The organism is Caulobacter sp. UNC279MFTsu5.1 (genome assembly GCF_900114015.1).
Classification (GTDB): Bacteria; Pseudomonadota; Alphaproteobacteria; order Caulobacterales; family Caulobacteraceae; genus Caulobacter.
The window spans coordinates 1-20,099 of sequence record NZ_FORN01000038.1; the positions used below are offsets into that span (position 1 = coordinate 1).

Here is a 20,099-nt window from a genome sequence, read left to right on the forward strand (position 1 = left end):
ACGCGCCCTGGCCTGGCTCGCCCGCCACGGCGTCACTGTCCAGCGGGTGATGACCGACAACGGCTCGGCCTATCGCTCCAAGCTGTTCGCCAGGGCCCTGCAGGCCGCCGGGGCCCGGCATGTGCGAACCCGCCCCTACACGCCCAGGACCAACGGCAAGGCCGAGCGCTTCATCCAGACCAGCTTGCGCGAATGGGCCTATGGCCGCCCCTACGCCTGCTCGGATGATCGCGCCAAGGCCATCAAGCCCTGGACCGACAGCTACAACCTCGCCCGACCGCACTCCGGCATCAAAGGCCTCACACCCTGGCAGCGTGTGAACAACCTTCTTGGAAACGACATCTAGGCCAACTGCGGCTCCGGCCGGCGCCGGAACGGAACGCCGAACGACTGCCGCGTCCCGCATCGCCACAGCCACTCCAGCGGGCCGTAGTGGAAGGCTTTGAACCAAGCCGCGGCCAGCACCAATTGGACCGCGATGGCGGCGAGGCCGATCGCCAGGGCCAGCGGCGGGGTCATCCGTTCGTAGAGGCCCAGGCCCAGCGGATAGAACAGCGGGACGAACACCAGCGACTGGCCGACATAGAGGCTGAGCGTCATCCGCCCCGTCGGGACCAGGACCCGCAGGACGCGCTCGCCGCCGGCCCGCCACAGTTGGACGAAGACCAGCACCGACGCGGCCATGCACGACAGGTCGAACCAGCCGCCCGCCAGCATGTTGGTCCAGAACACCGGACCGCTCCCGTGACCGCCGGTCCTGGCCTTCAGCCCGTAGCAGGCGGCGGCGACCAGGGCGACGGCGGCCAGGGCGATCGCCCGGCCCCGACGGAATCGCCCGGGATCGGCGAAGAAGCCGATCCGGCCCAGGACCAGCCCGACCAGGAACAGGCCCAGCACCTGCACGCAGCGCCCGGTCTCGATGAAGAACCACCACTTGTTGACCTGGCCCTCCCAAAGGTTGGCGCGCAGCACCTGGCCGAGGTCGCCGGTCAGATAGGTCGCCATGGCCGGATCGGAGAAATGATGGGGCGGCTTCAGCGCCCAGGGCGCGCCGGCCGCGCCCGCCGCGATCCACAGCAGGATATAGGGCTGCAGGAAACAGAGGCCGGCGACCGCCAGCAGGACGCGGTTGGAGCGGACCTTGTCGAACGGGATCAGCACGAAGCCGGCCAGGGCCAGCACCACGATGATGTCGCCGCGATAGACCAGGCCGTGCAGCATGCCGATCGCCGCCAGCAGGGTCAGCCGCCAGGCGAAGCGGCCGGCGAAAGGCTGGCCCCGTCGCGCCGCGCCGTCCATCATCACGAAGAAGCTGAAGCCGAAGCACAGGGCCAGCAGCGAGAAGGTCTTGCCCATGAACAGGGTGAAGACCGCCGTCGTCACCGGCGTCGGGGCCGGATGGGCCCAGTAGAGCTCGAAATATTCCAGCATGTGGACCAGGAACAGGCCCATCAGGGCGTAGCCCCGTAGGCCGTCCACGATCGCGAGGCGCGGCGACGCCCCGTTCGGGTCTTCCGACATTCGCGCCCCTCCCAGGTCGTCGCTTTGTTAGCGCTAACCTAGGCCGGGTCGCCGCCGTCGGTCTACTGCTGTTGCTGCTGCTGCTGGCGTTGCTGCTGTTCGCGGATGGCGTCGGCGCTGGCCCGGCGGCGATTGGCCGAGCCGAACGGGGCCGAGGGGCGGGGCAGGCGCAGGAACTCCGGTTCGGCCACCGCCGCCCGGGCCCGCCGCACCGAGACGCCGACCGCCAGGTGGCTTTCGGAATCGCCCTTGTAGACGCCCCGCGAAGGGGTGACGTCGCTGTAGTCGCGGCCCACGGCCACGGCCACGTGGCGCTCGCCGGTCATGACATTGTTGGTCGGGTCGAAGCCCACCCAGCGATAGCTGGGCAGGAACACCTCGACCCAGGCGTGGGTCGCATCGGGGTCCGAGCGGTCGCCGGCCTCGCGGTCGGTGAACAGGTAGCCGGAGACGTAGCGGGCCGGGATGCCCCACGACCGGCAGACGGCCAGCATCACGTGGGCGAAGTCCTGGCAGACCCCGCGGCCGGCGCTCAGCGCCAGGTCGATCGGGCTGTCGGCGTCGGTGACCCCCGGCTGGTATTCGAAGGCCTTGTAGATCGTGTCGCACAGGGCCTGGACCGCCGAGAACGGGTCGCGCCGGCGCAGGTCGTCCAGGTCGTGCTCGGCGATGAAGGTCTCCAGGGCCGGCGTCACGTGGACGAAGCCGTGCGGCCGCAGATAGTCGAAGCACTCGCCCTTCACGAAGGCGCTCTTCAGCCGCTCCCACTCGCCCATGTCCAGCGGCAGGGGCCATTCGTGGACCGGCTCGGTCTCGACGGCCGAGCGGGCGATGATCGTCAGGCCGTCATGCGGCTGGGGCACGTCGAAATGGTAGACGGCGTTGCCGAAGCTGTCGGCGTAGGAGAACACCTGGGCGGCCGGCTCGATGTCCAGCTCGAAGCTGACCAGCCGCTGGCGGGCGCCCTTCTGGGGCTGCATCCACAGCTCCATCAGGCTTTCGCGGACGGGCCGCTCGTAATGGTACTGGGTGACGTGGCGGATCTCGAGCAACACGGGCGGTATTCCTAAACAGGCCTTCTAAGCAGGCAGGCGCATTTCCAGCGGGTAGGCGACGAAGGTCTCGTAGATGGCCTGGTGGATGCGGGCGCATTCGTTGGCGACGGTGGTCAGGAGGTCGCCCGCGCCCTGGGCCTCAAGCTCGCCGACGTCGGCGAACTCCAGCCGGGCCTTGAGCCGGCCGGCCAGCCGTTCGGGGGCCGCGCGGCCGGTGGCCTCGACGTGGCGAGCCAGCTCGCTGAGGTGCTTTTCGATCTGGCTGGTGGCGAAGCGGATCGAGCGCGGGAAGTCCTCGTCGAAGACCATGAACTCCAGGATGTGCCGCGGCTCGATCTCGGCGGTGTAAACCCGCAGGTACGGCTCAAGCGCGCAGCCCATCCGCAGCAGGCTGACCAGGGCCAGGTGATCGTTGACCTTGGGGCTGTCCTCGGCGAAGCAGGCCTCCAGCAGGCCGGCGATCAGCTGGGCGCGCTCCAGGTACATGCCGACCATCATGAACCGCCAGCTCTCGCCGTGGCTCATGGTCGTATCGGCCGCGCCTTTGAACAGGTGCACGTCGGCGATGATGTCGTGCAGGAAGGTCACCGAGTTGTCGGCGAACTCGCGGCCGGCGTTGCGGTCGATGACCTTCAGGTACAGCAGGTTCAGCCGCTCCCAGGTCTCGGTCGTGATCTGGTCGCGGACCTGGCGGGCGTTCTCCCGGGCTCGCGACAGCGAGGCGACCACCGAATTGGGGTCCGAGCGGTCCAGCACCAGGCCCTTGGCCGCCTCGAAGGCGCCGGCGGTCAGGTCGGTCTCGCCGACCGCCGACAGGGCGATGCGCACGGCCTCGGCGCCGGTGTCGGTCTGGTCGAGCGTGGCGTTGAGCATCACGGTCGACAGGCGCGACAGGTGCTCGGCCCGCTCGATATAGCGACCCAGCCAGTAGAGGCTGTCGGCGACCCGGGCGAGCATCATTGGCCGGCTCCTTTCTCGACGTGGCCATTTCCGTTGTGGCCGTTGCCGTTATGGCCGTTCTCCTCGGCCAGCACCCAGGTGTCCTTCGACCCGCCGCCCTGACTGGAATTGACCACTAGCGAGCCGCGCTTCAGCGCCACCCGGGTCAGGGCGCCGGGGGTGACCACCGTCTTCTCGCCCGACAGGATGAACGGCCGCAGGTCGACGTGGCGCGGTTCGATGCGGCCGTCCACCAGGCAGGGCGCGGTCGACAGCTGGATGGTCGGCTGGGCGATGTAGTTGGCCGGGTCGGCCTTCAGGGCGTCGGCGAACTCCGAGCGCTCCCGGGCCGAGGCGTGAGGTCCCACCAGCATGCCGTAACCCCCCGAGGCGCCCACCGCCTTGACCACCAGCTTGTCGAGATTGTCCAGCACATGGCCCAGCTGGGCCGGCTCGCGGCACAGGAAGGTCTCGATGTTGGGCAGGATGGCGTCCTCGCCCAGATAGTAGCGGATGATGTCGGGCACGAAGGCGTAGACGGCCTTGTCGTCGGCCACGCCGGTGCCCGGCGCGTTGCAGATCACCACGTTGCCGGCTCGGTAGGCGTTGAACAGGCCCGCCGCGCCCAGCGACGAATCGCGCCGGAAGGTGAGAGGGTCGATGAAGTCGTCGTCGACCCGGCGATAGATCACGTCCACCCGGCGCAGGCCCGTGGTGGTGCGCATGTAGACCATGTTGTCATGGACCACGAGGTCGCGGCCCTCGACCAGCGGCACGCCCATCAGCCGCGCCAGATAGGCGTGCTCGTAATAGGCGGAGTTGTAGACGCCGGGGGTCAGCACCACGACCTGCGGGTTGGGCCGCCAGTCGGCGCTCATGCTCTTCAGCGTGGCCAGCAGCAGGTCGGGATAGCGTTCGACCGGCCGCACGCCGGCCTCGCGATAGGCCCCGGGGAAGGTCCGCTTGGAGGCGTCGCGGTTGGCCAGCATGTAGGACACGCCGGACGGCACGCGCAGATTGTCCTCCAGCACGGCGAATTCGCCGTCCTGGCCGCGAATCAGGTCGCTGCCGCAGACGTTGGCGTAGGCCTTGTGCGGCACGTAGAGGTTCTGCATCTCCCGACGGTACGAGGGCGCGCCCAGCACCAGCTCGCGCGGCACGACCCCGTCCATCAGGATCTGCTGCTCGCCGTAGATGTCGGCCAGGAACATGTTCAGCGCCTGCAGGCGCTGGGTCAAACCGGCCTCGATCTTGGCCCATTCCGCCGCCGGCAGGATGCGCGGAAAGAGATCGGTCGGGATGATCCGCTCGGTGGCGCTGTCCGCCCCGTAGACGGTGAAGGTGATGCCCTGCAGCAGGAACGAGCGCTCCAGCATCCGCTGCCGGTCGGCCAGTTCGCCCGCGCCCAGGGTGGAGATCCGGCTTTGCAGCGCCGCGTAGTGGGCCCGCACGTCGCCGCCCTGGGCGATCATCTCGTCATAGGCCGCGCCAGGCAGATAGGCCGCCCCGGTCATCGGCAAGGTGGGGGTATCGTCGATGTCCTTGATTTTCGCCACCACGCCTGTGTCCACTTTGTCCGCCCTTGCGCGCCGCATTGAGGCGGCGCGTCCCGATCCAGCCTAGAACGCACGAAGTTCGCAAGCGGCGCTTTTCGCCTCTTGAGCATTCGATGCCTGGGACTGCCCAACATTTGGGCGCCGTTCTGGTGATCCGGGAAGCCATCAGTTGTACCGGTTCGGAAATTTCACCGCGTGACAGGGGGCGGGGGGGCGACTACAGGGGTTCGGGGGTGCTCCGCGCGGGAAATGGAAGGCTTGGTGCGTAAGAGATTTGCCCTTGGCATGACCGCGGCGGCCCTGATGGCCGCGGGGCATGCCAATGCGGCCGAGCCCGCCGCCACCATCACCGGCGTCGAGGACCGTGCGCTGCGCGAGGCGATCCAGCGCGCCATGACCGAGGCCAAGCAACCGGCCCGCAGCCGTTCCGAAGCCCGCCGCCGGGCTCGCGACGCCGGCGACGAGGCTGTCGCCGTGCTGCGCTCGGAAGGCTACTACGCCTATGTCGTCGAGCCGGACGTCTCCGAAGCCGATCCGCCCCGCGCGATTCTCAAGATCACCCCTGGACCGGTCTTCGTGATCGCCGATCCCCAGTTGGCCTGGAGCGGAACCCCGCCAGACGAAGGCGTCGCCCAGCGGGCGCAGAGCGTCATCCGGCTGACGCTGGGCGCGCCGGGCCGCGCCGCTGACGTGCTGGCGGCCGAGGGGCGCGTGGTCTCCCAGGTGCAGCAACTGGGCTATGCCGACGCCACGGCCGAACCGCGCGAGGTCGTCGTCGACCACGCCGACCACACGCTGCGTCCGACCTTCCATATCGCGGCCGGCGACCTGACCCATGTCGATGGGATCCAGGTCCTGACCCAGGGGCGGTCGAACCCCGCCTGGGTGCAGCATCTGGCGCCCTGGAAGTCGGGCGACATTTACGAGCCCGACGACATCGCCGAACTGGAGCGCCGGCTGCGCGACACCGGGGTCTACGACACGGTCTCGGTCTCGCTGGCTCCCAAGGAGAAGGCGCTGCCCGACGGGCTGCGCCCGGTGATCGTCACCTTGGCCGATCGCAAGGCCAAGACGATCGAGCTGGGCGCCAGCTATTCGAGCACCGACGGGCCGGGCGTCGACGCCAAGTGGATCCGCTACAATCGGCTTCACCGGGCCGACACCACCACCCTGACGGCGCGGCTGGCCAAGCTGGACAGTCGCCTGGAGGCCGAACTGGCCCTGCCGCACTGGCGACGCAGCCAGCAGACCCTGAAGCTGAACACCGCTGTCTTCCGCGACAACACCGACGCCTATGTCGAGACCGGCGGCCATATCGGCGCGGACCTGACCCGGCGGCTGCGGCCGACCGTCTACCGCACCTACGGCGTCTCGCTGGACCTCTCGCAGATCGATTCGCCGACCACGACCAACGGCGTGACCACCGACATCCGGCAGAACTTCGCCACCTTCACCCTGCTGGGGGCCCAGGCCTGGGACCGCTCCGACAGCGTGCTGGATCCGACCAAGGGGTGGCGGCTGGACGCGCGGGCCGAACCCACGGCCATCACCGGCGACCTGACCATGGCCTTCCTGAAGGTCCAGGCCCAAAGCACGGCCTATCTGCCGTTCGGCCAGGGGGCGCGCACCGTGCTGGCCGGGCGGATCAAGGCGGGGCAGATTCTGGGCGGCACCATGCCTGAGGTGCCGGCCTCCAAGCGCTTCTACGCCGGCGGCGGCGGTTCGGTGCGTGGCTTTTCCTACCAAGCCATCGGCCCGCGCATCGACAACACCACCACGCCGCAGGGCGGCCTGTCGCTGCTGGAAAGCTCGCTCGAGCTGCGCCACAAGTTCACCGACACTTGGGGGGCGGTGGCTTTCGTCGACGCTGGCGCGGTCGGGGTCGACAAGTGGCCCAACGGCGACGATTTCGGAGTCGGCGTGGGCGTCGGCGTCCGCTACGACCTGGGCTTCGGGCCGATCCGCGCCGACATCGCCATGCCGGTCAGCCGGCGGAAAGGCGATCCGGCGTTCCAGGTCTATATCAGCATCGGGCAGGCCTTTTGACCGACGCCCAAAAACCACCTGGCGCGCCGCCGCCCGAGGACATTCCCGAAGTCGTCGCCGAGACGGCGACCAAGGTCGCGCGCAAGATCGGCTGGCCGGGCCTGGTCATCATCGTTTCGGTCAGCCTCGTGGTGCTGGTCGCCGTCCTGCTGGGCGGCGTGCGCTTCGGGGCGATCACCCCGCAAGGCCGCGCCTTCTTGGAGGCGCGCACCAGCGGGCTGAAGTTGGGCCGGATTGGCCGCCTGAAGATCGAGGGGCTGACGGGCGACATCTGGAGCGCGTTCGGCGTCCGGCACCTGACGATCAGCGACGAAAAGGGCGTCTGGCTCGACGCCGCCGACCTTTATGTCGACTGGCGTCCGGCCGAGCTGTTCTACCGCCGCTTCCACGCCGACGAGATCACCGCCCGTCAGGTCGTTATCTTGCGGCGCCCGACACTGACCCCCAAGGGCAAGTCCAGCGCCGCGCCGCTGTCGGTGGACCTCGACCGTGTCGCCCTGCGCCTGATCACCCGACCCGAATTCAGCCGTCAGGCGGGCGATTTCGACCTGAGCGGCGACTACGAATCCGAGCGGCAGGGCGGCCAGAAGGGCAATCTGCGGGCGTCCAGTCGCCTGCACGTCGGCGATCACCTGAAGCTGGTCTTCGACCTGGGGCGCGACAAGACGCTGCTGCTGGACGCCGAGGCCCAGGAAGCCAACGGCGGGGCTCTGGCCGGGGCGATGGGACTGTCGCCCGACCGGCCCTTCGACCTGAACGCCAAGGCCCATGGCACGATGAGCCAGGGCGCCTTCACGGTCCTTGCGCGGTCCGGGGACGCCACGCCGCTGAAGGCCGGCGGGGCCTGGACGCCCCAGGGCGGGTCGGCGACGGGCCACATCGACCTGGCCGCCTCGACCCTGACCGATCGCGAGGAGAAGATGTTCGGGGCCGACGCCCGCTTCTCGATCGTCGGGCGCAAGGCCGGGGCGTTCAGCGACCTGGACCTGAAGATCGACAGCCAGAACCTGAGCCTGGTTGCTCACGGCCCCGCCGACCTGGGCAATCGGGTCACCGCCCCGGCCGGTCTGACCTTCACCGCCAAGGTCGGCAACCTGTCCCGCGTGACGCCGCTGCCGACCATGGGCGCCGGCATCGCGGACGGGGTTCTGCATCTGACCGGCGACGGTCTACAGATCGACGGCCGGGTCGACGTGCGCGACCTCTCTTTGCTCGGCTATCGCCTGGCGCGGGCCCGAGGACCGGCCAGCGTCGGCTGGAAGCGCGGCGAGCTGAGCCTCAAGGCCGCGGCCACGACCGAAGGCGGTGGCGGACAGGGGCTCCTGGCCGTGCTGGGCCGGTCGCCCTCGGCCCAGTTCGAGGGGGCGCGACTGAAGGACGGCCGGTTCCTGATCCGCTCGGCCAAGGTCCAGGCCCCGAACCTGACCGTAGTGGCGCAGGGCGAGCGGGGCATCTTGGGCGGTCTGTCGTTCAAGGGCGAGGCCAAGGTCGGGTCCCTGGCGCCGGTCCGTCCGGGCATGAAGGGCCAGGCGACCGCCAGATGGTCGGCCAATCAGGGCGTGGACAAGCCCTGGCTGCTGACCGTCGACGCGCGCGGCGGTAATTTCGCCACCGGCCTGCCCGAGCTGGACCGGCTGCTGGGCAAGAGCCCGCGGCTGAACGCCCGCGCGTCCTGGGCCAACGATCGGCTGTCGGTGGCTGACGCCAAGTTGGACGGGACCGCCGCCTCGGTGCGCGCCTCCGGCGTGCTGGGTCCCGGAACGGCGCTGAGTTTCAAGCTGGACTGGACCGCCTCGGGACCGTTCGTCGCCGGGCCGATCGAGGTCGCCGGCAAGGCCAGGGGCACGGGCGCGGTGACCGGAACCCTGGCGGCGCCCAAGGCCGACCTGATCGCCGACTTCGACTCCGTCGACGTGCCGCGCCTGCCGCTGAAGGACGCCCACGTGGTGCTGTCGTTCGCCAAGCGCGCCGACGGCGGCGACGGCGTGGCGTCGATCGAGGCCGGCAGCCAGTACGGCCCGGCCAAGGGGCGCACGGCTTTCAATTTCGCGCCGGGCGGGCTGGAGCTGACAGACTTGGACGTCGACGCCGGCGGCGCCAAGGCCAAGGGCGCGGTGTCGCTGCGCAGCGGCCGTCCGGCCACGGCCGATCTCGTGGTGGCGATCGGACCCGGCGCCTTCCTGACCCAGGGGCGGGTCGCCGGCACGGCCCGGATCACCGACGGCGCGACCGGTCCCTCGGCCCAGCTCGACCTGGCCGCCGACGACATCGTCGGCGGGGCCTGGAAGGTCCGGCACGCCGCGGTCAAGGCCGCCGGCCCGATGGCGCGCCTGCCCCTGACCGTCGATGCGCGGGGCGAGGCCCCGTCTGGCCGCTGGAAGCTGAACGGCTCAGGCGTGCTGACCCAGTCGGGCCCGGAATACCTGCTGGCCCTCGACGCCGCCGGGGCCATGGCGCGCACCGAGATCAAGACCCGCGAGGCCGCCCAGATCCGGTTCGGCGGCCCGCGCACCAACGCCCGCCTGCGGCTCGCGGTCGGCGACGGCGCGGCCGACCTAGACGCCGACGTCGGCGGCGACCTGGCCACGCTTCGCGCCCAGCTGACCGGGGTCAGCCTCACCGCGATCAATCCGGACATGGCCGGCAAGGTCGACGCCCATGTGACGCTGAGCGGTTCGGGCCCGACCCTGACCGGCGAGTTCGACGCTAACCTGATCGGGGCCCGCGAGCGCGGCCCGCGCACCGACCGTGCGCTGAACGCCGAGATCCGCGGCGTGCTGCGCGACAACACCATGACCATCAACGCCACCAGCACCACCAGCCAGGGTCTGCAGGCCAGGGCCGAGGTGATCCTGCCGACCGAGGCCTCGGCCAAGCCGTTCCATCTGGCGATCAACCGTCAGCGCGCCGTTCGCGGCCAGTTCACGGCCCAGGGCGAGATCAAGCCGCTGTGGGACCTGCTGGGCAGCTCCGAACGCAGCGTGTCGGGCAAGGTCGACGCCGAGGGCGAACTGGCCGGCACCCTGGCCGACCCCCGCCTGACCGGCCGAGCCAGCCTGGAGAGCGGCCGGGTCGACGACGGCCAGACGGGCCTCAGCCTGCGCGACGTCATCGTGCGCGTGGCCCTGGCCGACAACGCCATCGATGTCAGCCAGGTCTCGGCCGGCGACGGCCAGGGCGGGACGATGGCCGGTTCGGGTCGGATCAGCCTGGCGCGCGGCGGCCTGGGCAGCTTCAGGCTGGACCTGAAGGGCTTCCGCGTCATCGACAACGAGCTGGCCTCGGCCACGGCCAGCGGCCAGACCACGATCAACCGCGGCGCCGACGGCAAGGTCAAGATGGTCGGCGCCCTGGTCATCGACCGCGCCGACGTCTCGGCCCAGACCAAGACCCCGGCCGGCGTGGTGTCGATGGATGTCATCGAACGCAATCGTCCGGACGAGTTGGATCAGGGCGTCGAGGCCCGCAAGGTCGTCCCGGGCAGCGGCATGCTGCTGGACGTCACCCTGACCGCGCCCCGGCGGATCTTCGTGCGCGGCCGGGGCCTGGATGTCGAGCTGTCGCTGAACGCCCATGTCGGCGGCTCGACCAACAGCCCCGTGCTTGACGGCGAGGCGCGAATGGTGCGCGGCGAGTACGACTTCGCCGGCAAGCGTTTCGAGTTCGACCAGAACGGCACGGTTCGCCTGGCCACCCAACTGGACCGCATCCGGCTGGACCTGACCGCCACCCGCGAAGACCCGGCCCTGACCGCCGTGGTCAGGGTGCAGGGCACCGCCGCCAAGCCGGAGATCACTCTGACCTCCAAGCCCGAACTGCCACAGGACGAGGTGCTGTCGCAGGTGCTGTTTGGCTCGTCGGCCGCCAACCTGACCCCAATCGAGGCCGCGCAACTGGCCTCGGCCCTGGCGGCCCTGGCCGGCGGCGGCGGCTTCGACGTGATCGGCAACCTGCGCAGCTTGGCCGGCCTGGACCGCCTGTCGTTCGCTGAGAGCGCCACGGGTATGACGGTGTCCGGCGGCAAGTACGTGACCGACGACGTCTATGTCGAGATCATCGGCGGCGGACGGGAAGGGACCTCGGCCCAGGTCGAGTGGCGGGTCCGCAGGGCCTTGTCGCTGGTGTCCAAGATCGGCAGCCAGGGCGACGCCCAGCTTTCGGTCCGCTGGAGAAAGGACTACAACTAGACCGCTCGCCGCGTTCCCCGGTCCGAAGGCGCGGGGAACGCGGCGAGCGCATGCAGTGACCGATCCGAATTCCAAACCCAGGCTTGACCTGGGATCGGACCTTGTTCGGAGCAAGGCTGTTGCGCGGGCGACCGGTTTCCGGCTTTGAGGAAGCACGAATTGTCCGCGGCCCTTGGTTTAGTTTGAACTGAGGGAGACAGTGGATTCATGCGACTCAACGACGAGGATCGCGCCGTTCTGCGACATCTGGCCGATCAAGGCCCCCTGATCATCGATCGGGCGGTCGCCTGGTGCGCCATCAACTCGGGAAGCCGGCACCTGGCCGGCCTCGAGCGCCAACGGCAAGTTTTGCTCGATGCTTTCGGGAACCTGCCGGCCGCGCCGACCGACATTCCGCTGGGCGCCTCGCCCGAGGTCGGGGCCGACGGGCGGATCGGCGAGCAGGCGCACCCGGCGGCCATCGCCGTGGTCGTGCGACCCGAGGCGCCGGTCCAGGTCGTGCTGACCGGCCACTACGACACCGTCTATCCCGAGACCTCCGGCTTTCAGGCCGTCGCCACGCGGCCGGACGGCGCTCTGCATGGGCCGGGGATCGCCGACATGAAGGGCGGGATTTCGGTGATGCTGGCGGCGCTGGAGGCTTTCGAGCGCCATCCGCTGGCCCACCGGGTCGGCTATCGCGTGCTGCTGTCGCCGGACGAGGAGATCGGCTCGGTCGCTTCGGCTCCGATCCTGGCCCAGTTCGCGCATCTGGGGCATGTGGGCTTGACCTACGAGCCGGCCCTGGCCGACGGAGCCCTGGCCAGCGCCCGCAAAGGCTCGGGCAATTTCCATATCGTGGTCCACGGCAAGGCCGCTCACGCCGGGCGCGACTTCACCGCCGGCCGCAACGCGGTGATGGAGGCCGCCCGGATCGCCCAGGCCCTGCACACCCTGAACGGGCTGCGCGAGGGCGTGACCTGCAACGTCGCCAAGATCGACGGCGGCTCGCCGCTGAACATGGTGCCCGACGTGGCCGTGGTCCGCTTCAACCTCCGCTTCCCCGCCGCCGACGACGCGGCGTGGTTCGAGAGCGAGGTCGACAAGATCGTCGCCTCGACCGGGGAGGGGCTGCACGCCCACCTGCACGGCCGCATCACCCGCGGCGCCAAGCCGTTCAACACCGCCCAGCAGCGATTGTTCGGCGCGATCAAGGAAGCCGGCGCCCTGCTGGGCCAGGATATCGCCTGGAAGCCGTCCGGCGGGGTCTGCGAAGGCAACAACCTGTTCGCCTCGGGCCTGCCCAATGTCGACACCCTGGGGGTGCGCGGCGGCGACATCCACAGCGAGGCCGAGCACGCCTGGCCCGACAGCTTCGTCGAGCGCGCCCAGCTGTCGGCCCTGATTCTGATGAAACTGGCCAGCGGCGAGATCGACGGTCCCGCCTTGCGCGCCGCCATGACCGACCTCGCGGAGACTTTTTGAGCATGCTTGTCGTCCGCCCCGCGACGCCCGTCGATTTCGACAGCCTGATGGAGTTGGCCGTGCTGTCGGGCCGCGGCTTCACCAGCCTGCCGGAGGACGAGCACACCCTACGCGCCCGCCTGGACCTGTCGCAGGCCAGCTTCCATTCGGAAGTGGCCGCGCCGGAGGCCTGGTACACCCTGATGCTCGAAGACCTGGAGGCCGGCGACGTGATCGGCGTTGCCGGGGTCAAGGCGGGGGTGGGTCTAAAGCGGCCGCATTTCTCGTTCCGCGTCGTGACCCTGGCGCAATCTTCTCCCACCCTGGATAAGCGTTTCGACCACCGCGCCCTGGTGCTGGTCAACGAATGCGCCGGCTGGTCGGAGGTCGGGTCGCTGTTCCTCAAGCCCGAACGCCGTAAGGGCGGGGCGGGGCGGCTGCTGGCCCAGTCGCGCTACATGCTGATCGGTCTGGAGCCCCAGCGTTTCGCCGAGATGGTGCTGGCCGAGCTGCGCGGCTGGTTCGACGAGGACGGCGGCTGTCCGTTCTGGGACCACGTGGCCAGCAAATTCTTCCGGCTGGAGTTCGACGAGGCCGACATGATGAGCGCCTCAACCGACGGCCAGTTCATCCTGGACCTGGCGCCGCGCCATCCGATCTATGTCGAGCTGCTGCCCCAGGCCGCCTCCGACACCATCGGCCGGGTGCACCGCGAGGGCGAGGCGGCGCGGGCCATGCTGGAGACCGAGGGGTTCCGCTTCTCGGGCCTGATCGACATCTTCGACGCCGGCCCGACCGTGGCCGCGCGGCGTGACGACATCAAGACGGTGCGCGAGGGCCGGCGGCTGCGCGTCCGGCTGGGCGAGGACGCCTATGGCGAGGAAGCCCTGATCTGCTCGGGCGCGGTGGCCCGCTTCCGGGCGGTGCGCGCGCCGGTGCTGATCGACGGCGAGAGCGCGATCATCGGCCGGGACGCCGCGGCGGCCCTGGGCGTCAAGGACGGCGAAATGGTGCGGGTGAAGGCATGAGCGGCGGCGTGTTCATCGAGGGCGTCTGGCGGGCGGGCGCGAGTTCCGAGGCGACCTCGGTCGATCCGACCACCGGTGAGGTGATCTGGCGCCAAGCGACCGCTGGGCCGGCCGATGTGGCGGCGGCGGTCGTGGCCGCCCGCAAGGCCTTCCTGGCGTGGGCCGATCGGTCGCGCGAAGAGCGGATCGCTGTCCTGCGCCGTTACAAGGACGTGCTGGCGGCCCGTACGGCGACCTTCGCCGAGGCCCTGAGCCGCGAGACCGGCAAGGCGCTGTGGGAGACCAAGGCCGAGCTGGGCTCGATGGCCGGCAAGGTCGAGGCCTCGATCAAGGCCTATGACGAGCGCACCGGCGAGCACGCCAATGACATGGCCTTCGGTCGGGCGGTGCTGCGTCATCGTCCGCATGGGGTGATGGCGGTGCTGGGTCCGTTCAACTTCCCGGGCCACCTGCCCAACGGCCACATCGTGCCGGCCCTGCTGGCCGGCGACACCGTGGTGTTCAAGCCGTCGGAAGAGACACCCCTGGCGGGTCAATTATTGGTCGAAGCCCTTGAAGAGGCGGGCGTTCCGCCCGGCGTCGTCAACCTGGTGCAGGGCGGCCGCGAGGTTGGCCAGGCGCTGATCGACCAGGAGATCGACGGCCTGCTGTTCACCGGCTCGGCCGCGGCCGGCGCCTTCTTCCGCCGTCACTTCGCCGATCGGCCGGACGTGATCTTGGCCCTGGAGCTGGGCGGCAACAACCCGCTGGTGGTCTGGGACGCCGGTGACGCCGAAGCCGTGGCGGCCCTGGTCGTGCAGTCGGCCTTCATCACCACCGGCCAGCGCTGCTCGTGCGCCCGGCGGCTGATCGTCTCGGACGACGCGGCGGGGCGAGCGGTGATCGACGCGGTGGCGGCGCTGTCCGAGCGGCTGGTGATCGGTCCGTGGAACGGCCGCGAGGAGCCGTTCATGGGTCCACTGATCTCCGACCGCGCAGCCGCCATGGCCCTGGCCGGCGCCAAGGCCATGCCCGGCAAGGCCGTACGCGCCATGACCGCCGTCGATGGCCTGAGCCGGGCCTTCGTCTCGCCGGGCCTGGTCGAGGTGACCGGCGAAACCGTGCCGGACGAGGAGCTGTTCGCGCCGCTGCTGCAAGTGCGCCGGGTCGGGTCGTTCGAGGAAGCGATCACCGCCGCCAACGCCACGCGCTACGGCCTGTCCGCGGGTCTTGTCTCCAATGAAACGGCGCGTTGGGATCATTTCTTGAAGCGGATCCGGGCCGGGGTCGTCAACTGGAACCGGCCGACCACCGGCGCGGCCGGAACCATGCCGTTCGGCGGCCTGGGCAGCTCGGGCAACCACCGGCCCAGCGCCTATTACGCGGCCGACTACTGCGCCTATCCCGTGGCCAGTTTCGAGGCGCAGGGCGTGGCCGATACCCTGGGCGATATCAAGGGCCTGCGCGAATGACCTCGCGCGCGGTCGAGGCCAATTGCGACGGGCTGGTCGGCCCGACCCACTCCTATGTCGGCCTGTCGCCGGGCAATATCGCCAGCCAGACCAACGCCGGCGAGGTTTCCAATCCCCGCGCCGCGGTGTTGGAGGGCCTGACCAAGATGCGCAAGCTGGCCGATTGGGGCGTGCCGCAGTTCGTGCTGCCGCCGCACGAGCGGCCGGATTTGGCGCTGCTGCGGTCGATCGGCTTTTCGGGCTCCGACGCCCAGGCGCTGGAAACGGCCTGGAAGGCCGCGCCGGCCCTGGCGGCCGCCGCCTGCTCGGCCTCGCCGATGTGGGCGGCCAACGCCGCCACGGTCACGCCCAGCGCCGACACGGCCGATGGCCGCGTGCACTTCACCCCGGCCAATCTGCTGACTAACCTGCACCGCAGCCTCGAAGGCGAGCAGACCACCCGCGGCCTCCGCCGGCTGTTCCCGGACGAGACCCGGTTCGCCGTGCACGATCCGTTGCCGTCCCAACCGCACTTTGCCGACGAAGGGGCGGCCAACCACGTGCGGCTGTGCGCCGATCACGGCGCGGCCGGGGTCAACCTGTTCGTCTGGGGTCGCGAGGCCTGGGAGCGCTGGGACGGCCGCTATCCGGCCCGCCAGACCCGCGAGGCTTTCGAGGCGATCGAACGCCGCCACGGCGCGGCGCGCGGCGTCTTCGCCCGCCAGGGCCGGGCGGCGATCGACGGCGGAGCGTTCCACAACGACGTGGTCTGCGTCGGCACGCGCGAATGCCTCCTGTTCCACGAACGCGCCTTCGAGGATCGCGCGGCCATGGAGGCGCAGGTCCGCCGCGCCGCCGAGGGCCTGTTCGAGCCGGTTTTCGTCGAGATCAGCGAGGCCGACCTGCCGATGGACGACCTGGTGAAGAGCTATCTGTTCAACTCCCAGCTCCTGGTTCTGCCCGGCGAGGACCGCCTCGTGCTGCTGGCGCCGGGCGAGACCCGGGACAACCCACGCGCTCATGCGGCCGCCCAGGCGCTGGCCAGCTCGAACGGCCCGATCGGCCGGGTGGAATATGTCGATGTCCGCCAGAGCATGCGAAACGGCGGCGGTCCGGCCTGCCTGCGGCTGCGGGTCGTCCTGACCGAGGCCGAGCTGGCGGCCACGAACCCCGGCCAGCGCTTCGGCGCCGCCTTGCATGATCGCTTGAACGCCTGGGCCGGGCGCCGCTATCGCGACCGTCTGGCCCCCGCCGACCTGGCCGACCCGGCGCTGATCGTCGAGTGTCGCGAGGCGCTGGACGAGCTGACCGCGATCCTCGACCTTGGCGGCGGCTTCTACCCGTTCCAGCGAACCGCCTGATCATGAGCAGCTTCATCGTTCGTCCCGCGACGCCCGACGACGCCGCCGCCGTCCTGGCGCTGCACCGCAAGGTCGCCGCCCAGCCCGGCGGTTTGGCCCGCCAGCCGGAAGAGGTGACGGCCGACTATGTGGCCCACGCCCTGGCGGCTTCGGCGAGCGGCGGCGTGAACCTGGTCGCGGTCGCCGCCGACGGGACGCTCTGCGGTGAGCTGCATGTCGAGCGAATGCAGATTGCGATCTTCGCCCACGTGCTGACCGACCTGACCGTGGCGGTCGATCCGGACTGGCAGGGCAGGGGCGTCGGCTCCGCCCTGTTCCATGCCCTGATCGACACGGCCAGGACCATGACGCCGCCGGTAGGCCGGATCGAGCTGTGGACCGGCGCGGCCAATCTCGGCGCCCAGCGACTCTACGAGCGGCTGGGTTTCCGGATCGAAGGGCGGATGACCGGCCGGGGCCGTCTGCCCGACGGCACGGTCGACGACGACATCGTCATGGGTCTGCTGCTCGACTAACCGCGCAGCGCCGCCAGGGCCTGGGGAAAGCGTCGCGACAGCGGCGCCTCGACCGCGCCGAGTTCGACCGCATAGTCGCCCGAGCCCTCGGGGCGCAGGCCGGTCACTCGGGTCGGATTGACCAGCCAGGAACGATGGGTGCGCAGGAAGCCGTGCTCGGCCATGCCGGCCTCCAGAGCGCCGAGCGACGAGCGCATCAGCGGCCGCCGGCCGTCGGCCAGCAGGAACTCGGCGTAGTTGCCGGCCGAGCGCACGGCCAGGATCTCGGACACGGGGACGCGGAGCAGCCGAGCGCCGTCGCGGATGTCGAAGCTGGCGACGGCCGTCGTCGCCGTCTGGGCGTGGGCGGCGGCCTCGCGGGCGCTGCGCCTTAGCGACAGGTAGTAGATGATCGAGGCCAATCCGTAGGCCAACAGGTCCTTGCGGAACTCGTAGGGGAACTCCGTCGACAGCGGGCCGAACCGGTACGGACCGTCCATCACGGCCAGATAGGCCAGCTTGCGCAGAGCGACGAAGGCTGAGACGTGCAGCACCGAATAGAGCACGACCGCCACGAGGTGGACGGGCGCCGCCCGCCACCAGCGCGGCGAGACGCGCGTGGTCCACACCGCCACCGCCGCGGGGATCGCGAAGATCACCATCGTCACCAGGGCGCTGCTGGCTTCCCAGATCGTCGGCGCCAGCGTGCCGAGGCGCGGCGCGTCGTGGCGGACGGTCAGGACGTTGACCACGGCGACGCACGAGATCAGGCCCGCGCCCAGCAGCCAGGCGCGCCAGAGGCCCTGGCGCTCTTCGCCGCTGATCCCGAAAAGCGCGCCGCTGGTCCCCGGGTATTTTCCGCTCGTCCCTGCCGGCGGCCGCTGGTCCCCGGGCCCTTGGCCGCCCGCGGCGGTCCGGGTCACGACGTTCGCATCGTTTTTCACGCCGGACGCCCTGTCATGCCTTTGACCGCTTCAATCCCTGACCGCCGCTACGACCTCGATTGGATTCGGGTCGGCGCGTTCTTCCTGCTGATTCTGTATCACGTCGGCATGTTCTACGTGCCCTGGGAGTGGCACGTGAAGTCGCCGCATCCGGTCGAGGAGCTGGAACTGGCGATGTTTCTGACCAATCCCTGGCGCCTGACGCTGCTGTTCCTGGTTTCGGGCGCGGCGACCCGGTTCATGGCCGATAAGGTCACGGTCGGGAAACTGACCGGGGCGCGGATCGCCCGTCTGCTGCCGCCGTTGCTGTTCGCGATGTTGGTGATCGTGCCGCCGCAGTCCTACTACCAGATCGTAGAATACGCCGCAGCGCACGGGACGCCGGTGACCGCTTGGTCCTATGGCGACTTCTGGCTCAAATACGTCACAGGCTCCGGCCACTGGTGCTCGCCGGACGGCTGTCTGATCACGCCGACCTGGAACCACATGTGGTTCGTGGCCTACCTGCTGGTCTACACCCTGGTGCTGGCGGGGCTGCTGCTGATCTGGCGGCGGCTGGGCGATCATCTGCAGTCCGCCGCCGAGGCGGTGCTGCGGGGACCGGGCCTGATCCTGTGGCCGATCCTGTTCCTGGGTCTGCTGCGCGCCACCCTCTATCCGCGCTTCGGCGAGACCCACGCCCTGGTCGGCGACCACTACGTGCACGCCGTGTCGTTCTCGGCCTTCCTGCTGGGGTTCGGCCTGGCCAAGTCGGAGGTGTTGCGCCAGCGCCTGATCTCAGCCCGCTGGCCGGCCCTGGGTCTGGCGATCGCCGGCTACCTGGGCTGGGCCACCTATGCCTACGTCTATCGCGGCGATACGCCGATCCCGCCGGAGTGGATGCGCCTGGTCATGCGCTTCGTCCACCCCACCGACGCCTGGTGCTCGATCGCCGCCATCCTCGGCTTCGGGGCCAGGCATCTGAACCGAGGCGGACCGGTCCTGCGCTACCTGACTCTGGGCGTGTTCCCGTTCTATCTGGTCCACCAGACCCTGATCGTGGTGATGGCCCACCATCTCGCCAAGCTGGGCCTGCCCCAGCCGCTGGAGGCGCTGATCCTGATCGTCCTGACCTTCGCCGGCTGCTTCGCGACCTACGAGGTGGTGCGGCGCGTCCCTGGGGTGCGGATCCTGTTCGGCTTGAAAGGCGATCAGCCGCCCGCCGAGGCCAGCCGCCCGCCGGTCTTCGCATAGGCCTGAGTGCCGATGGTGATCACCCGGTCGGCGCCGGTGATCTCGGCGATGCCGAGGTCGCTGGCGCCGGCCAGGCGGTCGTACAGCGGCCCAAAGTCGCGCAGGGTCACCTCCTGCAGGGTCTGGATCGAGGGGATGACGAAATAGACCTGCTGGAAGTCGTCGATCCGGTAGGGTGTGCGCATCACCCGCTCCAGGTCGAAGCCGATGCGGTTGGGGGAGGGGGCGTCGAGCGCGAAGATCGACTCGGCGTGCGAGGAGACGATGCCGGCCCCGTAGATCCGCAGACCTTCCGGGGTCTCCATCAGGCCGAACTCGACCGTGTACCAGTAGAGCCGGGCCAGGTTGGCCAGCCGCCCCAGCTCCAGGGCCCGCTGGCCGCCGCGGCCGTAGGCCTGCATGTAGTCGGCGAACGTCGGGTCGGTCAGCATCGGCACGTGGCCGAAGACGTCGTGGAAGACGTCCGGTTCCTGCAGGTAGTCCAGCTCGTGCGGCTTGCGGATGAACTGGCCGGCCGGAAAACGGCGGTTGGCCAGGTGGTCGAAGAACACGTCGTCGGGCACCAGGCCCGGCACGGCCACCACGCTCCAGCCGGTCAGGCGCTGGAGTTCCTCGTTGATCCGCTTGAAGTCAGGAATGCCCGAGCGGTGCAGATCCAGGGCGTCGAGCCCGCGCAGGAAGGCGTCGCAGGCCCGGCCTGGCAGCAGGGCGGTCTGCCGCTCGTAGAGGGTCATCCAGACGTCGTGTTCGGCTTGGGCGTAGCTTTCCCAGCCCTGGTCGATCGTCCAATCGGCGGCCGCGCCGGGCGGCGGGCCGCTGCTAAAACCGTCTGCGCTCATGAAACGACGTTACGCCCGGTTCG

The 20,099-nt window shown here is 69.9% G+C and carries 15 protein-coding genes; 9 read left to right on the forward strand and 6 right to left on the reverse strand.

Annotation, left to right across the window (positions count from 1 at the left end; all coding sequences use genetic code 11):
- On the forward strand, positions 1-346 hold a 346-nt coding region (locus tag BM066_RS18675; RefSeq protein ID WP_143093767.1), incomplete at its 5' end, for an integrase core domain-containing protein.
- Here the strand turns inward: BM066_RS18675 and BM066_RS18680 are convergent.
- From BM066_RS18680 to BM066_RS18695, 4 genes are all read right to left on the reverse strand, one after another.
- Positions 343-1,521 (reverse strand): DUF418 domain-containing protein, encoded by a 1,179-nt coding sequence (locus BM066_RS18680; protein WP_089929874.1) that lies wholly within the window; start codon positions 1,519-1,521, stop codon positions 343-345. The genes BM066_RS18675 and BM066_RS18680 overlap by 4 nt on opposite strands.
- 62 nt (positions 1,522-1,583) lie before the next feature.
- The gene (locus BM066_RS18685) at positions 1,584-2,576 is read right to left on the reverse strand and encodes a transglutaminase family protein (RefSeq protein ID WP_089929875.1); all 993 of its coding nucleotides are present in this window, start codon (positions 2,574-2,576) and stop codon (positions 1,584-1,586) included.
- A gap of 24 nt (positions 2,577-2,600) precedes the next feature.
- The gene (locus BM066_RS18690; protein WP_089929876.1) at positions 2,601-3,536 is read right to left on the reverse strand and encodes an alpha-E domain-containing protein; all 936 of its coding nucleotides are present in this window, start codon (positions 3,534-3,536) and stop codon (positions 2,601-2,603) included.
- Positions 3,533-5,074: a circularly permuted type 2 ATP-grasp protein gene (locus tag BM066_RS18695; protein ID WP_089929877.1), complete on the reverse strand. Its 1,542-nt coding sequence runs from the start codon at positions 5,072-5,074 to the stop codon at positions 3,533-3,535. The genes BM066_RS18690 and BM066_RS18695 overlap by 4 nt, the downstream gene beginning before the upstream one ends.
- A 282-nt stretch (positions 5,075-5,356) precedes the next feature.
- Here BM066_RS18695 and BM066_RS18700 point away from each other — a divergent pair, with 282 nt between their 5' ends.
- From BM066_RS18700 to BM066_RS18730, 7 genes are all read left to right on the forward strand, one after another.
- Positions 5,357-7,117: an autotransporter assembly complex protein TamA gene (locus BM066_RS18700; protein WP_255367646.1), complete on the forward strand. Its 1,761-nt coding sequence runs from the start codon at positions 5,357-5,359 to the stop codon at positions 7,115-7,117.
- Positions 7,114-11,304 (forward strand): translocation/assembly module TamB domain-containing protein, encoded by a 4,191-nt coding sequence (locus tag BM066_RS18705; RefSeq protein WP_089929879.1) that lies wholly within the window; start codon positions 7,114-7,116, stop codon positions 11,302-11,304. The genes BM066_RS18700 and BM066_RS18705 overlap by 4 nt, the downstream gene beginning before the upstream one ends.
- A gap of 207 nt (positions 11,305-11,511) precedes the next feature.
- Entirely contained in the window at positions 11,512-12,768 is a 1,257-nt protein-coding gene (locus tag BM066_RS18710) for a hydrolase (RefSeq protein ID WP_089929880.1), read from the forward strand.
- Positions 12,769-12,770: 2 nt separating this feature from the next.
- A complete protein-coding gene (locus tag BM066_RS18715; protein ID WP_089929881.1) occupies positions 12,771-13,775 on the forward strand; it encodes an arginine N-succinyltransferase in 1,005 nt (334 codons plus the stop codon).
- A complete protein-coding gene (gene astD, locus BM066_RS18720; protein WP_089929882.1) occupies positions 13,772-15,226 on the forward strand; it encodes a succinylglutamate-semialdehyde dehydrogenase in 1,455 nt (484 codons plus the stop codon). Before BM066_RS18715 ends, astD begins: the two co-directional genes overlap by 4 nt.
- The gene (astB, locus tag BM066_RS18725) at positions 15,223-16,566 is read left to right on the forward strand and encodes an N-succinylarginine dihydrolase (protein ID WP_089929883.1); all 1,344 of its coding nucleotides are present in this window, start codon (positions 15,223-15,225) and stop codon (positions 16,564-16,566) included. Before astD ends, astB begins: the two co-directional genes overlap by 4 nt.
- 2 nt (positions 16,567-16,568) lie before the next feature.
- Complete coding sequence (locus BM066_RS18730; RefSeq protein WP_089929884.1) at positions 16,569-17,081, forward strand: GNAT family N-acetyltransferase; 513 nt, start codon at positions 16,569-16,571, stop codon at positions 17,079-17,081.
- Here BM066_RS18730 and BM066_RS18735 read toward each other — a convergent pair.
- Positions 17,078-17,983 carry a LytTR family DNA-binding domain-containing protein gene (locus BM066_RS18735; protein WP_255367647.1) on the reverse strand — a complete coding sequence of 302 codons (906 nt, stop codon included), beginning with the start codon at positions 17,981-17,983 and terminating at the stop codon, positions 17,078-17,080. The genes BM066_RS18730 and BM066_RS18735 overlap by 4 nt on opposite strands.
- Positions 17,984-18,019: 36 nt before the next feature.
- Between BM066_RS18735 and BM066_RS18740 the strand changes: the two genes are divergently transcribed.
- Positions 18,020-19,237 carry an acyltransferase family protein gene (locus BM066_RS18740; RefSeq protein ID WP_089929885.1) on the forward strand — a complete coding sequence of 406 codons (1,218 nt, stop codon included), beginning with the start codon at positions 18,020-18,022 and terminating at the stop codon, positions 19,235-19,237.
- On the opposite strand, the gene phhA is transcribed toward BM066_RS18740, so the two are convergent.
- Complete coding sequence (gene phhA, locus BM066_RS18745) at positions 19,195-20,076, reverse strand: phenylalanine 4-monooxygenase (RefSeq protein WP_089929886.1); 882 nt, start codon at positions 20,074-20,076, stop codon at positions 19,195-19,197. The two genes, BM066_RS18740 and phhA, sit on opposite strands and share 43 nt — an antisense overlap.
- Between the last annotated feature and the right edge of the window lie 23 nt (positions 20,077-20,099).